The 15,610-nt window shown below is 64.4% G+C and carries 11 protein-coding genes; 6 read left to right on the forward strand and 5 right to left on the reverse strand.

Annotated elements, in window-relative coordinates:
• Positions 1–441: 441 nt before the first annotated feature.
• Positions 442–1,335, reverse strand: coding sequence for an alpha/beta fold hydrolase (locus tag AB7C87_RS02940; protein WP_369727899.1), 894 nt, complete (start codon positions 1,333–1,335; stop codon positions 442–444).
• Between the two features lie 83 nt (positions 1,336–1,418).
• Here AB7C87_RS02940 and AB7C87_RS02945 point away from each other — a divergent pair, with 83 nt between their 5' ends.
• Together AB7C87_RS02945 and AB7C87_RS02950 are read left to right on the forward strand one after the other, a co-directional pair.
• The gene (locus tag AB7C87_RS02945; RefSeq protein ID WP_369727900.1) at positions 1,419–2,087 is read left to right on the forward strand and encodes a helix-turn-helix domain-containing protein; all 669 of its coding nucleotides are present in this window, start codon (positions 1,419–1,421) and stop codon (positions 2,085–2,087) included.
• 61 nt (positions 2,088–2,148) lie between these two features.
• On the forward strand, positions 2,149–2,985 hold the full coding sequence (locus tag AB7C87_RS02950; protein ID WP_369727901.1) for a cytochrome c oxidase subunit 3: 837 nt from the start codon (positions 2,149–2,151) through the stop codon (positions 2,983–2,985).
• A 61-nt stretch (positions 2,986–3,046) separates the two neighbouring features.
• Here the strand turns inward: AB7C87_RS02950 and AB7C87_RS02955 are convergent, their stop codons facing one another.
• Positions 3,047–3,667 carry a DUF7979 domain-containing protein gene (locus AB7C87_RS02955; RefSeq protein WP_369727902.1) on the reverse strand — a complete coding sequence of 207 codons (621 nt, stop codon included), beginning with the start codon at positions 3,665–3,667 and terminating at the stop codon, positions 3,047–3,049.
• A complete protein-coding gene (locus AB7C87_RS02960; protein WP_369727903.1) occupies positions 3,664–5,937 on the reverse strand; it encodes a DUF6789 family protein in 2,274 nt (757 codons plus the stop codon). Before AB7C87_RS02960 ends, AB7C87_RS02955 begins: the two co-directional genes overlap by 4 nt.
• Positions 5,938–6,135: 198 nt before the next feature.
• Between AB7C87_RS02960 and coxB the strand changes: the two genes are divergently transcribed.
• From coxB to AB7C87_RS02975, 3 genes are all read left to right on the forward strand, one after another.
• Positions 6,136–6,900, forward strand: a complete 765-nt coding sequence (gene coxB, locus AB7C87_RS02965) for a cytochrome c oxidase subunit II (RefSeq protein WP_369727904.1) — start codon at positions 6,136–6,138, stop codon at positions 6,898–6,900.
• Positions 6,897–9,614, forward strand: coding sequence for a heavy metal translocating P-type ATPase (locus AB7C87_RS02970; protein WP_369727905.1), 2,718 nt, complete (start codon positions 6,897–6,899; stop codon positions 9,612–9,614). The genes coxB and AB7C87_RS02970 overlap by 4 nt, the downstream gene beginning before the upstream one ends.
• 168 nt (positions 9,615–9,782) lie before the next feature.
• On the forward strand, positions 9,783–10,016 hold the full coding sequence (locus AB7C87_RS02975) for a DUF6684 family protein (protein ID WP_369727906.1): 234 nt from the start codon (positions 9,783–9,785) through the stop codon (positions 10,014–10,016).
• A 419-nt stretch (positions 10,017–10,435) separates the two neighbouring features.
• On the opposite strand, the gene idsA3 is transcribed toward AB7C87_RS02975, so the two are convergent.
• Positions 10,436–11,506, reverse strand: a complete 1,071-nt coding sequence (gene idsA3 / locus AB7C87_RS02980) for a geranylfarnesyl diphosphate synthase (RefSeq protein ID WP_369727907.1) — start codon at positions 11,504–11,506, stop codon at positions 10,436–10,438.
• A 1-nt stretch (position 11,507) separates the two neighbouring features.
• Entirely contained in the window at positions 11,508–12,860 is a 1,353-nt protein-coding gene (locus AB7C87_RS02985; RefSeq protein ID WP_369727908.1) for an RNase J family beta-CASP ribonuclease, read from the reverse strand.
• A gap of 396 nt (positions 12,861–13,256) precedes the next feature.
• Here AB7C87_RS02985 and AB7C87_RS02990 point away from each other — a divergent pair, with 396 nt between their 5' ends.
• Positions 13,257–15,572 carry an amino acid permease gene (locus tag AB7C87_RS02990; RefSeq protein ID WP_369727909.1) on the forward strand — a complete coding sequence of 772 codons (2,316 nt, stop codon included), beginning with the start codon at positions 13,257–13,259 and terminating at the stop codon, positions 15,570–15,572.
• Positions 15,573–15,610: the final 38 nt, after the last annotated feature.

Consider the following 15,610-nt stretch of genomic DNA (forward strand, 5'->3'; position numbering starts at 1 on the left):
AAATTTAGATGAGTCAGTATACTGGTAGCTGATTTGCTGATCTGTACTTCCTTGGCTCAGGTCGTCGGTGTACATTCCGAACAAAAACAAACCATGTCTGTTGGTTGATCATACTCCTCGGTGAGTGAGTTTCGCTCGTCGCGCGCATCGAATCACGATGATAGGTAATTTAATTGGACCATTGACTCCCCTGCCGAGCCCACCGCTTCGACTCGCAGTCCCCGAATGCCACTGACACTGACGAACTGTGGCAGTTGGAGACCGATGGACAGATCCGGACGTCGCCCGCTGTCGTCGATGGCATGGCGTTCGTCGGCAGTAACGACGGCTCGCTCTACGCGCTCGCAGGAGACGCTTGATTATCTCTCTGCTGGTGGCCCCTGTCGCTCACGAATGAATGGTTCTCGAGAAGACGATGGGTCGCCCTCGAGTCACCGTCGATTACGAGAGATGACGCACCAGTGTTTCCGTTACTTCCGCACGTTCGTGGTGGACCCAGTGTGAAGCGTCGGGAAACGTCCGTAGCTGGCCGTTCTCACAGTACTCGAGGCTCTGTTCGGCCATCGAGGGGACGAGCCCGATATCGTCTTCTCCCCAACAGATCAGCGTCGGCTGACCGACGGCGTTGCGTGGCGGGCATTCCGAACGCCGGAATCCGCGATACCAGTCGATCATGGGACCGATGCCGTTGTGTCGCCAGGCCGCCCGGTAGCGGTCGATCGTCGCTTCGTCGAACGTTCCCGGATTCGAACTCGTCTCGAGGACGGACCCCATCGCCGCCGCGTCGTTGCGACCCAGTATCCACTCGGGGATCTTCGGTAGCTGGTAGAACCAGACGTACCAGCTCCGGACCAGCTGTCGGGGGCTCGATCGGAGGGTGTCCCGGTACACCGTTGGATGCGGGACGTTGAGGATCCCGAGGCGGTCGACTATCGATGGCTCACGGAGTGCGACGTTCCAGGCGACGAACGCGCCGAAGTCGTGTCCGACGACGTGTGCCGATTCCGGGCCCTCGGCGCGAATCAGTGCACGGACGTCGGCGACGAGTTCCGATATCCGATAGGAGTCGATCCCGCCGGGAGCGTCGCTCAGATTGTACCCCCGCTGGTCCGGGACGAGCACGCGGAAGCCGGCGTCGACGAGCGACGTGATCTGATCGCGCCAGCCGTACCAGAAATCGGGATAGCCGTGTAGTAAGACGACCAGCGGAGCGTCGGGGTCGCCCGCGGTCACGACGTGTAATCGGACGCCGTTCGCGCTGCGGTACGTAGATTCGACGCGGTCGTCGGCGAGTAACGAGGCGTCGGTGTTCGAACGTAGTTTTGGGTCCGTCATCAGCAGTCGCTTGGTACGGCGACCGGATGCACCCGCTATCTCACATAACTGGAACTTTAAGTCGGGGTGGACGAAAATCACCTATGAAGTTCGCCCGGGTCCAGGTCAGTCTGCGACAGGATCAGAATTCGCCCATCCACACCGCACTGGCCGACAGCGAGGCGTCCGACACCGTCCGCGTTCGCTACGGCGGCTTCAACGAGGACGGCCCGCGAACCTACGTCTGCTCGGTCACGGGCGAGATCGGTGTTCTCGAGAGGCGACTCGAGGCGACGGAGGGAATACTCGAACGCGAGATCATCCACAGCCGTCCCGGCTACGCGCTGTTCTACGTGGTGAGCGCGTTACACGAGTACGAACTCTGGCTCCAGCGACTGTTCACCCAGGAGTCGCTGACGATGATTCCGCCGGTCGACCTGCGAACGGATCGCCGGTTCGTCTTCCGCATCATCGGTCGACCCGACGACCTCCAGCGAGCGGTCGGGGATGCAGGGAAGCGGCTTCCACTGGACGTCGAACGAGTCGGCGACTACAACCAACCGGACGAACGAATCACCGCATCGCTGACGAGCCGACAGATCGACGCCGTCGAAGCCGCACTCTCCACCGGGTACTACGCGAGTCCTCGAGAGAGCACGACCGAGGACGTCGCGTCGGTTCTCGGCTGTGCGCCCAGTACCGCCGCCGAACATCTCCGGAAAGCAGAGGCAACCCTGGTCAGGACTGTGTTCGAGTCCGATTTCTTCGACTAGCTATTTCAGTCGGGTCGTGGATCACCCGGACGAGTCCGTCGCCTCGACTCGCGGTCCCCGAATGCCATCGACGCCCACCGAAACCCACGGCGGGGAGTCACCCGACTCCCACGAGTCACACGACCACCGCAGCGTCTGGCCGATCGTCGCCGCGTTCGGCTTCGCCGGCCTCTACGCGGGGGCCGCACTCACCCTCCTGGCGTACTCGGCGGAGACCGTCCCGCCGATACTCGGGGCTGTCGTCGCCGTCGGCGGCGTCGCCGTCGCGGTCGCCGGCCTCGCGGGCTGGCTCCACGAGGCCTACCTCGAGCGCTACGGGGCCGGACCTGCAGATCCCGGAACGCGACAGCTTCACGTCGTGACGATGGTCCTGTTCGTCTTCACCGACCTCGGGACGTTCGGTGCCGGATTCATCTACTACGCGTTCATCCGCGTCGGCGCCTGGCCGCCCGCGGAACTGCCGCCGTTGGTCGGCTCGCTCGTCCTCGCGAACACGCTCGTGCTGGTCGCCAGTAGCGTCACCTTCCACCTCGCACATCGGGGACTCGAGTACGGTCGCCGTCGCCAATTCGTCGGTTTGCTCGCGCTGACGGTCGCACTCGGGGTCGTCTTCCTGGCGGGACAGGCCTTCGAGTACTACGAGTTCATCGTCACCGAGGGCTTTACGCTCGCCGACGGAACGTTCGCCAGCGCCTTCTTCGGGTTGACCGGCCTGCACGGCCTGCACGTCGCACTCGGCGTCGTCCTGCTCGCGATCCTCCTCGGACGGGCGCTGTCGGGTCACTACGAACCGGAGCGTGACACCTCGGTCGCGACGGTCGGCATCTACTGGCACTTCGTCGACGTCGTCTGGCTGTTTCTCGTCGCCGTCCTCTACCTCGGCGCGGTGGTCCCCTGACGAGCGCTTCGATCGAGGACCTGGCGGACACCCTGAGCGGTAACGCGCCTCGAGACCCCATTCACCGCTCTCGCAGGTCGGGAAACGGCCACGGATAGTTTCGCACGGCGACGAGCGCGAACGCGCCGAGGCCGACCAGGATCGAGACGACGCCGAGTGGCAACGCGAGCGGGTCGACCTCGAGACAGTCGTTCGCCGCGGTGACGGTCGCGTAGCGCTCGACCCCGTCGCGAGTCACGACCACTCCCTGCTCGAACGCCTCCCGGTGTTCGAACTCGCCGTCGACGGTCGCCTCCCGCTGGGGGTCGTCGATCGCCTCGTCGACGGCCCGCTGTTCGGCCGGCCCGAGGTCCTCGAACGCGATGCGCTCGAGGGCGGCGACCTCGGCTCGCTCTGCGGTCTCCGCCGGTGTCGAGACGCCGATCGCCGGGTCCGAGCAGGCGCCGATCGCCGGCTGAACGATGGCCCAGCCGCCGAGGACGGCCCCCGCGATGCCGAGGGAGAGAAACAGCGCGGCGGCGAACGGAACCGTGTAGGTGAACAGCCGCGATTCGGGGCGGTCGTCGTCCCTGTTCCGTCCACCCGTGTTTCCGCCGTCGCGTTCGCCGAGCGCTCGGTCGTCGTTCCGTCCGCTGGGAGGTCGATCGTCGTCACGCCCGTTGGTCGGTCGATCGTCGCTCATGATTCCGTGGAAACCCCCGCGTACTCGAGTGCCGCGCCGAGTCCGACGCCGTAGGTCCAGTGTGAGAGGATCGCGAACGCGACGTAGCCGACGAGCGCTAGTCCGGTCTGGTCGGTGTAGAAGGCGATCAGGAAGCCGGCGGTGACGATGGTGGCGAACGAGAGTCCTTTCCCGATCTGCGTTCGGCCGGGGAGGTACTGGGCGATCGTCAGGAACAAAAGCGGCCACACGGTCGCGCCGGCGACGACGAACAGTGCGTAGCCGACGTCGGCGCGCTCCGGAAGCCCGACGAGGCCGGACAGTTCCGCGAAGGCGGCGAGGTCGAAGACGCCGATCGCGCCACCAACCCCGAGCACCGCACTCATCAGCGCCGTCGCGGCGAGTCCCGCGAGTGCGCCGACGGCGGCGTTTTGGCCGACGTCACGGAGGAGCGGCCTGATCTGTGAGGTGAACGCCGGACTCCCTTCAGCGGGATCGGCGGTAGCGGCCGGTCGAATCGTCTCGGGTTCGGTCGGTTCGACGTCGTACCGGCGCTCGAGGCGCTGTTCGAACCACTGCCACTCGCGGCTGAACTGGTCGGTCTCCTTGAGATTCCAGACGTCGGCGTCCTCGACTGGGGGGCCGGCCCAGTACGACCAGAGCATGTTGTACAGCCACAGCAAGACGCTGATGCCGACGAGGTAGGCGCCGATCGTCGCCACCTGCTGGAGCGGCGCGTAGGCGGCGGGATAGGAGGCGTACCGGCGGGGAACCTCGAAGAGGCCAATCGTGACGAGCGTGCCGAACGTAATCGTCGAGCCGACGACAAGCAAGGCGGCCTGGAACCGGGCGAGCCGGCGGTCGAACAGTCGGCCGGTGATCAGGGGATACCAGTAGTAGCTCGCGGCGACCATCATGAACGGGATGATCCCCATCACGACCAGGTGGAAGTGGCCGACGACGTAGTATGTGCCGTGATAGCGGATGTTGATGGGGATCGCCGCGAGGAAGATGCCGGTGACGCCGGCGACGACGAACGTGGCGATGCTGGCAACACAGAGGATCATCGGTGCGGTCAGCCGCACGTTTCCGTCCCAGATCGTCGTGATCCAGTTGAAGACCTTGATCGCACTGGGGATCGCGACCGTCAGCGTCGTCGCCATGAACCCCGCCCGGATCCGGGGATCGATCCCGGTGATGAACATGTGGTGGACCCAGACGCCGAAGCTGAGGACGCCGATCGCGAGCGTCGAGTAGACGATAAAGCGGTAGCCGAACAGCGCCCGCCCGCAGAACTTCGGGAGGATGAGGCTCATCAGCCCGGCGGCGGGGAGGAAGATGATGTACACTTCCGGATGGCCGAAAAACCAGAACAGGTGTTGCCACAGGAGCGGCCCGCCGCCCTCGACGGCGTAAAACGTCGTCCCGAGGTTGCGATCGAGCAACAACATGACGATGGCGCTCCCGAGGATCGGGAAAGCGAAGATCACCAGCGCGCTCGTGGTGAGGATCGTCCAGGAAAAGATATCCAGGTTCGCCCACGTCACGTCCGGGGCGCGTTCGTAGACGATCGTCGCGACGAAGTTGATCGCCGCCATCGTCGTCGCGATGCCACTCAGATGCAATCCCAGCAACAACAGATCGATCTGCGGGTTCGCCGTCTGTACCGACAGCGGGACGTAAAGCGTCCAGCCGAGCGCCGGTTCACTCAACGCTCCGAAAAACTCCACGACCGGATTCTCCCCCAGGAGAAACCCCATCGCCCCGGCCGTCATCTCCGCGAGGAGGCCGCCTCGAGCGAGCAACAGCGACGGTGGCAACAGCCAGAACGCGATCGCGTTGATCCGGGGAAACGCCATGTCGTCGGCCCCGATCAGAAGCGGGAGGACGTAGTTCCCGATGCCGAAAAAGACCGGCGTGACGAAGAAAAAGAGCATCGTGATCCCGTGGGCGGTAAACAGCTCGTTGTACGTCGTCTCGTCCCACACCGACGCCGTCGGGACGAGCAACTCCGTCCGGATCATCATCCCGTCGATCCCACCCCACAGGGCCGCAATCGTTCCGAACGCGATGTAGAGCAGTCCAATTTCGCGGTGGTTCGTGGTCGTCGTAAACCGCTTGATCGTCGACCACACCGCCTCAAGATCCGCCGAAAATCGACGCGTGATCGTCCGAGAGCCGCCGCCATCGGCCCGAGCGAACCGCGATCGCGCCCTGTGAGTGACGAGCAGACAGCCGAGCAGGATGGCGACGAATATCGCGGGTCGGAGGATCGCGGGATCGACGCTCATCGTGGCCCTCCGGGCACCACGGCTGGCGACTCCCGTACGGAATCAGCCTCGAGCGTGACTCGAGACGGGTACTGGAGGGACGGAGCGCTCATCGATCTCGGTCTTCTACCACGACCGCCGTTAAGAAGGCTGGGTAGTGCAAAATCAGCCGAAACCGAGCCCGGGATTATTTGGGACTCCCCGTGGTCGGTCACCCGAATGACGACTCGGTCCGCCGCTTTCGGAGTAAGCGCACTCGCGGCGTTGGTGGCCGCGACGGGGACGGTCTCGGCCCAGTCGGTCAACAGGGACCTTATCGACAGCCTCTACGTCCAGTTGCTCTACGTCGCGCTCCCGTTGACGCTGTTCGTCCTCGTCATCCTCGTCTACTGCGTCGTCCGCTTTCGGGACAACGACGATCCGAGGCCGACCACGGAGGACCCCTCGCTCGAGATCACGTGGACGGCGGCGACGGCGGTCATCCTGCTGTTCGTCGGTGTCTCGTCGTATGCAGTGTTTGCGAGTCCGTATCTGTCGACGGGGATCACCGCCGACGAGATCGGCGGCACGGGGCCGACGCCGGTCGACGTCCCCGAAGACGACGAGGTCGTCGAGGTGCTCGCCTATCAGTGGGAGTGGCAGTTTTCCTACGACGAAGCGAACGTGACGACGCGAAACGAACTGGTCGTGCCGGCCGACGAGGACGTGAGCCTGGTGATGACCTCCGGGGACGTGATACACACGCTCGCGGTGCCCGACCTCGGGCTCAGACAGGACGTCTTCCCCGGCGAGGAGACCACGGTCAGGACGAACGTTCACGAGACCGGCGAGTACGACCTCCAGTGTACCGAGTTCTGTGGCGCACAACACTCCCATATGCTCGCGAACGTCACGGTCGTCGACCGGGAGACCTACGACGAGTGGCTCGCAGAACACGAGGACGAATCCGACGTGACCGATCCGCCGCCGGTGACCGACGCGTGACCTGTACGCTCTGTGAACTCCCGACCGGGTCGAGCCCGATCACCGACGACGACCTCGAGGCCGAGTTCTGTTGTCGGGGGTGTCTCGCCGTCTACCGAGCACTCGAGGGGGGCGAAGGCGGCGGGGAATCGAAGATTGGGAGTCGTGACGACGAACCGCCGAGCGTCAACGCCGGAAACGACGAACCGCCGAGCGTCAACGCCGGAAACGACGAACCGCCGAGCGTCAACGCCGGAAACGACGAACCGACACGGGTCGACGCAAGGGCCGACGATCCGCCGAGCGTCGACGACGGGAGCGACGAACCGCGACGGATCGGCGCTGGAGACGACGAAACGCCGGGCCTCGATCGTCGGGACGACGGCGCGTCCTCGGACGTCGACCGCGACGACCACGAAATCGCCCATTTCTCGATCGAAGGGATGCACTGCAAGACCTGCGAGCGATACCTCGAGGCAGTGGCGACCGGGATCGAGGGAGTCGTCGACGCCCACTCGAGCTACGCGACCGAGCTGATGAGCGTTCGGTACGATCCCGCGGCGTGGACGGTCGACGACCTCGCCGACGAACTGAGCGGGCTCGGCTACCGGGCGTCGGCCCCCGACGAGGAACGGGTAAACGACCGGCTGACGATCGGCAGGTACCGAGTCGCGCTCGCGGTGCTCGTGATGATGCCGGTGATGGCTCCCTACTTGCTTTTCATCTATCCGACGTATCTCGGGATCTATCCGCGGGAATTCCTCTTCGACCCGACGCTGACCGCGGTCGTCTACGTCCCGCTTTTCGTCTGGAGCACGCTCGTCGTCGCGGGACTCGGCTATCCGATCCTTCGGGGCGCCGCCGTCAGCCTCCGCGTCGGACGGGCGAATACGGACCTCCTGATCGCGCTCGCGGTGCTCGCCGCCTACGGCTACTCGGTCGCGGCGCTCGGAGTCGGTCGACGCGACGTCTACTTCGACGTCGCCGTGATGATCCTCGTCGTCGTCACGGTCGGTAATCACGTCGAAACGCGACTCAAGCGCCGCGCGCTCGAGACCAACGTCGGGTTGGCCACCCCGGACGGCGAAGGCGTCCGACGACTCGAGGCCGACGGCTCACTCGAGTCGGTCGGGTTCGACGATCTGGAACCGGGAGATACCGTCCTCGTACGGCCGGGTGAACGCGTTCCGGTCGACGGGACGATCGTCGGCGGGTCGGCGTGGATCGACGAGTCGATTTTGACCGGCGAGTCCGTTCCGCGCCACGCGTCGGCGGGTGCGACCGTTCGTGGGGGCGCCGTCGTCGAAGACGGCGCGCTGACCGTCGACGTCGGCGACGAGGTCGAGAGTACGCGGATCCGACTCGGCGAACTGCTCTCCGTGGCGCGGAGTTCGAACGACGGGATCGGGCGGGTTTCGGATCGCCTCGCGGCGGCGTTCGTCCCGCTAGTGATCGCCGTCGCCGTCGCGACCACGGCGGTGTGGATCGCCGCCGGATCGTCGGTCGGAACCGCGATTCTGATCGGCGTCTCGGTGCTCGTCGTCTCCTGTCCGTGCTCGTTCGGCATCGCGACGCCGCTCGCGCTCGCCTCCGGAGCCAGAGCGGCCGCGGATCGACGAATCCTGCTCTCGAACGCCGACGTCGTCGAACGGGTCGCCGACTCGGCCGTAATCGTCTTCGACAAAACCGGGACGCTCACGACCGGCGAGTTCAGACTCGAGGGAACGATCGCCGCCGACGGCGAGTGTACGGATCGGGTCCTCGCCCGCGCGGCGGCCGTCGAACGGCGATCGAGCCATCCGCTCGCCGAGGCGATCGTCGACGCGGCCGGCGAGAACTCGTCGGCGACGGTCGAAGGGTTCGACCGCGAGGGACGACGCGTTTCGGCGACCGTCGACGGGACGCGCGTGACCGTTGGCCACCCCGAAGCGTTCGACGACGATTGGACGATTCCGCCGTCGGTTTCGGACGCCCTCGACGAGAGCCTGGACGTGGGAATCGTTCCGGTCGCTGTCGGCTGGGACCGTGCCTTGCGGGGCGTAATCACGGTTCGGGACGCGCCTCGAGCGGAGTGGGAATCCGTCGTGGCCGATCTCGCGACGGACGATCGAACGATCGTCGTGTTGACCGGCGACGACGAACGGATGGCGGAGCCGTTCGAGGCCCACCCCGACGTGGACGAGGTTTTCGCGTGCGTCCGCCCCGAGTCGAAAGAAGCGATCGTCCGCCGGATGCGGACGGGTGAAACCACGACGATGATCGGTGACGGGACGAACGATGCGCCCGCGCTCGCGAGCGCCGATCTCGGGATCGCGCTCGGGAGTGGAACCGATCTGGCGGCCGACGCCGCCGACGTGGTCGTCGTCGACGACGACCTCTCCGCGATTCCAACGCTGTTCGAGATCACGCGGTCGACCCGTCGGCGGATTCGTCGAAACCTCGCGTGGGCGCTCGGGTACAACGCCGTCGCAGTTCCGATCGCCGTCGCGGGTCTCATCAATCCGCTGATCGCGGCCGTCGCCATGACGGTGAGTAGCCTCGCCGTCGTCGCGAACTCCGGTCGTCTCTCCTCGCTCGGTACCTCCGACCGCCGACCGCACAGCGCGAATTCAGCCGGGGCAGACGGCGGTCGAGCGGGCACACGGGGAGATTCGGCAGAGTCTCACGACGATTCGATTGGCACACGGAGGGATTCGGCCGATTCTCACGGTGACTCGGTCGGACGCCCGCTGTGAACAAAGATCGATTCCCCGTTCACACGAACTGGCGTCACCCGCTACGCGACTCGAGGGGACGACCGGCGTCCGTCGGGCCGCGACGGATACACTCGATCCGTTTCGCAGGCATCGAGCGGCGGAGAAACCCCGAGCATTTTATGCTCGCGACCGTGGAGTGTCCACCCGATGGTCTCGTTGGGCCTCTCACGTGAATCGCTCCGGGACATCTCGGGCAACCTCGTACCGCTCGTGATCCTCGCGTTTTTCGGCCTCTGGTTCGCACTCGAGGCGCCGTGGGGGTGGCCGCCGCTCTCGATCGTCCTCGTCTACGGGCTGGTGATCTCGCTTGGGGCCGTCCTGTTCGGAGTCACCTACGTGACGGCACTCGCCTTCGACGCGGCGGATGCCGAACGCGAGTGACACGGCCACGGCGGGACCAGGTTCTCGTACGGGTTACTGGAACGAGTTACCGGTGCAACCGCGGCCCGGGTGGCGGTTGCGCCGGAAATGACGTACAGTAACCCGTATCAAAGCGCAACGACGAGGACGCCGACGGCGAACAGTCCGGCGACGAGCGCCGCGAGCGCGATACCGAACAGCGTTTTCTCCGACAGTTCCATCGGATCGTCGTTCACCGACTACAGGGGTGAATCTTTTCCCGCACACCCACTTGTCGTCGCTCGAGTCAACCGGAGTCGGGCCTCGAGAGCGTCTCCGAATGCGCCGACGTTGTCGTCACTCGAGGCGAAGATAAACGGCCCGACACTCCCGGGGCCTGTGAAAGCCGGCCCGCGTACGGCCGCGAGATGCGGTGGTCGCCACCGGGACGGTGACTCGGATCAGTAGCCGCGCTCGATCAGGTAGTCCGCGATTTCGAACAGCAAATCCCGAGCCTCGTTGTCGGGCAGGACCTCGAGTCGGCCCTTGCCGCGACCGACGAGGTCACGAGCCATCTCGTTTGCGTACTCGATCGAGCCGACCTCCTCGAGTCTGGAGACGGCGTCGTCGATCTCGGCTTCGGTGACGGCGTCGACGTCGGTCGTATCGACCAGGTCGCCGACGTCGACGCCCTGTTCGCGGGCGTGGACCGTGATCAGCGTCTGTTTGTTCTCGACGAGGTCGCTCCCGCGTTGCTTGCCGAGTTTCTCGCTCGGGACGGTCAGATCGAGGACGTCGTCTTGGATCTGGAACGCGCGGCCGACGTCGAGTCCGTAGCCGTAGAGCGCGTCGACCGTCTCGTCGTCGGCCCCCATCAGGACGGCCGGCAGACACGCCGACGCCGCATAGAGGACGGCGGTCTTTTGCTCGACCATCTCGAGGTACTCTTCGGGCGAGACGTCGACGCGCTCTTCGAAGGTGACGTCCAGCGATTGGCCCTCGCAGATCTTCGTACAGGTCGTCGCGAGGATGTCGAGCGCTTCGACCGTTCGCTGTGGATCGGCGCCCGCATCGAGCATGATCTCGAACGCCTTCGAGTAGAGCGTATCGCCCGCGAGGATCGCCGTCTCGAGGTCGTAGGCCTTGTGGACCGCCGGCACGCCACGACGAAGGTCGTCGTCGTCCATGATGTCGTCGTGGATCAGGGTGAACGACTGGATGACCTCGACGCTGACCGCCGCGTTCATCACGTCGATCGTCGCGGGTGTGGCACCCGGTTCGTCGCCGGAAAGCGTGGGAAACTCCCGATAGTCGCCAGAGAGCGGTGGGACGTCCGCTAACGCCTCGGCGGTCGTGAGCAAAACGGTCGGACGAAGACGTTTCCCGCCGGCGTCGAGTAAGTATCGCGACGCTTCGTAGAGCCGTTCGGGACGGCCGACGGGGAGCTCCTCGGGGATCGCCTCGTTAATTCGTTCGCGACGCTTGCGGACCGCCTCGAGCACTGCCTCTTCCCGTGCCTTGGGACTCGTCATATCAGTCGACGATCTGGATGAGATTGCCGTTTCGCGAGACGTGGAGGTCTCGTCCCATCTGGTATCCCTCGTTCTCACAGAGGGTAACGTATCCCGAGAGCCCTTTCAGGTCCTGGTGGGCCGGGATGATGTGTTGTGGCTGGAGTGCGTCTAACATCTCGTAGTGGCCCTCCTGGTTCATGTGGCCGGAGACGTGAATGTCGTCGTAGATTCGCGCACCCTGCATGCCCAGTAGCTTCTCGGCCTGGTATCGCTGACCTTCGTTGGTCGGCTCCGGAATGACGCGAGCGGAGAAGACGACCTTGTCGCCGCCGTCCAGTTCGTACGGCGTCTCGCCTCGGGCCATTCGGGTAAGCATCGCACGCGGCTCTCCCTGGTGGCCGGTGACGACGGGAAGGAAGTTCTCCTTGCCCTCGTTCATGATCCGCTTGAACGTTCGGTCGACCGACTTCCGGTGACCGAACATGCCGAGGTCGCCGGGGAAGTCGACGAAGTCGAGTCGCTCCGCAGTTCCGGAGTACTTTTCCATCGAACGACCGAGCAGGACGGGCTGGCGGCCGATGTCCTTGGCGAACTCGACGAGGGAGGTGACGCGGGCGATGTGACTCGAGAACGTCGTGGCGACGATCCCGCCGTCGTAGTCTTCCATGCTGTAGAGGACGTCCTTTAGGTGTGAGCGAGCGACGCTCTCACTCGGCGTGCGTCCCTTCTTGTTCGCGTTGGTACAGTCCTCGATGTAACAGAGGACGCCGTTGCCCTCGCGACCGATCTCGCGGAATCGCTCCATGTCGATCGGATCGCCGATGACCGGCGAGTGGTCCATGCGCTTGTCCAGTCCGTAGACGACCGCGCCTTCGGGCGTGTGAAGCACCGGGTTGATCGCGTCGATGATCGAGTGGGTGACGTTGACGAACTCGAGGTCGACGTTGCCGGAGTCGCCGATGGACATCGTCTCGCCGGGGTCCATCTTGATCAGGTCGTTCTCGACGCCGAATTTCTGTTCGCCTTCGATCTGCTGTTTGACGAGTTCGATCGTAAACGGCGTCGCGACGACCGGCGCGTTGTACCGGTGTGCGAGCTTCGAGATGGCGCCGATGTGGTCTAAGTGGCCGTGCGTCGGCACGATCGCCTGCACGTCGCCTTCCAGATCGCTCATGACCCGGTCGTCGGGAATCGCACCCATGTCGATCAGATCGAGACTGTGCATTCGCTCGGTTTCGACGTTGTCGTGGATCAGAACCTGCGAGAGGTTCAGTCCCATGTCGAAGATGACGACGTCGTCACCGGCGCGGACAGCAGTCATCTGCCGCCCGACCTCTTCGTATCCGCCTATCGTTGCAATTTCGATTTCCATAGTTCGTAGCACTGAAAGCCGCGTGGTGGACTCTCATCGAAACGGTCCGCGGACTCCCGGTTGTGCGGCCCCGGCGTCTCACAGCGCGTCGGCCATCCCGCTATGCACTCGAGATCACGTCCACAGTGGGTTCACGGTGGTTCCGTGAGTCTTGAGCGCACTTGCCCGCGGGTCTCGCTGTGCTCATCTACACGCCCGGGTCTTAAAAACACAGTGGGTTGGCTACCGCACGCGGCGCGGTTCGGCCACGGCTCGAGCGCTGGCAGGCAACCGAAACTGACCATCTGAATCGATTTTCTCTGCTTTTTCTTCCGTATTTTCATTCTTGGATGGTTCTTCATACGCTCAGTTCCGAAATGCGAAGCTTTCTAAACTTCCGTTCGAAAGCGCCAGGTGATGACGAAGGATCTCGAGCGAGACCTGGGGTTGTTCGCCGTAATCGCGATCAGTATGGGCGCGATGATCGGGAGCGGCATCTTCATTCTCCCCGGAATCGCGATGGCGGAGGCGGGGCCTGCCGTGATCGTGGCGTTCGTGATCGCCGCAATTCTCGTCGTCCCGGCGGCGTTGAGCATCGCCGAACTCGGGACGGCGATGCCCGAGGCCGGCGGGGACTACGTATTCATCGAGCGCGGCCTGGGGCCGTCGTTCGGAACGATCGCCGGGCTCGGAACCTGGCTCATGCTCATGCTGAAGGGATCGCTCGCGCTGTACGGCGGCATGTTCTACATCAACTTCATCTACGAGTTGCCGACGTGGGATCTCGCGGTTCCCGCGATCGGAGCGACGCTTCCGATTCCCGGCGTTCGTGCCCTCGGTATCACGTTCGCGCTCATTCTCATCGCCGTCAACCTCGTCGGCGTCAAACAGACCGGCGGGCTCCAGCTCGTGATGGTGATCGTCATGTTGATCATCCTCTCGGGGTTCGTCGCCGGCTCGATCGTCCAGGTCGAGGGTGCGAACTTCGACGGCTTCTTCGACGAGGGGATCGACGGCATCCTCACGGCGACCGCGCTCGTGTTGGTTTCCTACGCGGGCGTGACGAAGGTCGCGGCCGTCGCCGAGGAGATCGAAAACCCCGGTCGGAACCTCCCGCTCGGACTGCTCGGCTCGCTGATCGCGACGAGTTTTCTCTACGCGTTGATCGTGTTCGTCCTCGTCGGCGTGATGGACGGCGATCAACTCGCCGACACCGAAGAGCCGATGGCGGAGGCGACCCAGATCCTGTTCGGCGGGATAACGGCGTCAATCCCGGGACTCGGCGACGTTTCTATCGGCTTTCTCGCGGTCATCACGATCATCCTCGCCGCGTTGCTCGCACTCGTCAGCACCGCCAACGCGGGAATTCTGACGGCGTCACGCTACCCGCTCGCGCTCAGTCGTGACGACCTCTTCTTGAAGAAATTCGAGTACATCCACCCGCGATTCAACACGCCCTCGGTCGCGATCCTCACGACCGGTGCAGTCATCGTCTTCATCGTTGCCACCCAGGAGGTCGACGAAATCGCGAAGATGGCCGGTGCGTTCCAGATCCTCGTCTACATTCTCGTCTGTGGTGCGTTGATCGCCTTCCGCGAACGCGACCTCGAGTGGTACGATCCCGACTTCTTTACGCCCGGCTACCCCTGGGTCCAGCTGTTCGGGATCGTCTCCGGCGTCTTCATCATCTCGCAGATGGAGACCCGCGAGATCCTCGGCTCGATCGCCATCGTCGTCGTCGGATTCGTCTGGTTCAAACTCTACGCCCAGAAACGCATCGAACGCGAGGGAGTTGCGAAGGGGCTGGCCCGCCGCGAGACCGGCAGACAGTTCGTCCGAGACACCGAAGAACAACTCGAGCGCACGAATCAATTCGAGGTGTTGATCCCGCTTCGCCAGGACGTCACGCGCGAACAGGAAGACGCGCTGATCCAGATGGCGGCACCGATCGTCCAGCGACGAGGTGGCCGCATTCGGGTCGTGCGCTTCGACGAGGTTCCCGACCAGGTTCCCCTGGATACGGCCGCCGCCGAACTCTCGGAGGCCGACGTCGAGTTCGAGGAACGAACCGACGAACTCATTCGTTACCTCGAGGTGCCCGTCGAGGTCGGAGAGATCGTCAGCCACGACACTCGACACGCGGTCGTCAACTTCGCCGACCGGACGGGTGCGGATCTCGTCCTCGCGCGCCAGGAGGCGACGAGCCGACTCGGAACACTGTTCGGCCGGGACACCGACTGGATCATGGAACACGCCCCGTGTGACGTCGTCTTCGTCCAGCACGAACAGCGCGTCGACGTCTCCGAGATCGCGGTCGTTACCGACCGGAGCCCGTTCAACGACCCGCTCAAGGTCGAACTCGCCGACGCGATGGCGGACGTCCTCGGCGCGCGTCTCCGATTCCTCTTTGCCGTCTCCGAGGACGCACCCGAGGAACTGATCGGAACGATCGAAGACTATCACGACGAACTCGATGACCTCTGTACCGTTCCCGTCGAGTCGACGATCGTCCGCGCGGACGACGAGGTCGACGACCTGTCACGCGAACTCGAGTCGTCGGATATCGTCATGCTGAGTACCGTTACCCACCGCCGGCTTCCCGACCTGGTCGTCGAACAGCGCTCCGATCGCATCGCCGCCGCGATCGAACAGCCGGTGTTGCTCGTCCACTCCAAGAAGACGCGCCGGGGATCGTTCCTGCGCCCGATCTTAGAGCGCGTGTTGTTCGACTGATCCGGCGGCCGCGCTCGGGTTTGACAAGCGGTGTAGGA

Origin of the sequence: Natrarchaeobius versutus, assembly GCF_041205745.1 — an archaeon.
GTDB classification, from domain to species: Archaea; Halobacteriota; Halobacteria; order Halobacteriales; family Natrialbaceae; genus Natrarchaeobius; species Natrarchaeobius versutus.

Bases quoted from the DNA above. Each gene is read 5' to 3' on its own strand.
- AB7C87_RS02940 (WP_369727899.1), bottom strand. From the start codon at position 1,335: ATGACGGACCCAAAACTACGTTCGAACACCGACGCCTCGTTACTCGCC.
- AB7C87_RS02945 (WP_369727900.1), top strand. From the start codon at position 1,419: ATGAAGTTCGCCCGGGTCCAGGTCAGTCTGCGACAGGATCAGAATTCG.
- AB7C87_RS02950 (WP_369727901.1), top strand. From the start codon at position 2,149: ATGCCATCGACGCCCACCGAAACCCACGGCGGGGAGTCACCCGACTCC.
- AB7C87_RS02955 (WP_369727902.1), bottom strand. From the start codon at position 3,667: ATGAGCGACGATCGACCGACCAACGGGCGTGACGACGATCGACCTCCC.
- AB7C87_RS02960 (WP_369727903.1), bottom strand. From the start codon at position 5,937: ATGAGCGTCGATCCCGCGATCCTCCGACCCGCGATATTCGTCGCCATC.
- coxB (WP_369727904.1), top strand. From the start codon at position 6,136: ATGACGACTCGGTCCGCCGCTTTCGGAGTAAGCGCACTCGCGGCGTTG.
- AB7C87_RS02975 (WP_369727906.1), top strand. From the start codon at position 9,783: ATGGTCTCGTTGGGCCTCTCACGTGAATCGCTCCGGGACATCTCGGGC.
- idsA3 (WP_369727907.1), bottom strand. From the start codon at position 11,506: ATGACGAGTCCCAAGGCACGGGAAGAGGCAGTGCTCGAGGCGGTCCGC.
- AB7C87_RS02985 (WP_369727908.1), bottom strand. From the start codon at position 12,860: ATGGAAATCGAAATTGCAACGATAGGCGGATACGAAGAGGTCGGGCGG.
- AB7C87_RS02990 (WP_369727909.1), top strand. From the start codon at position 13,257: ATGACGAAGGATCTCGAGCGAGACCTGGGGTTGTTCGCCGTAATCGCG.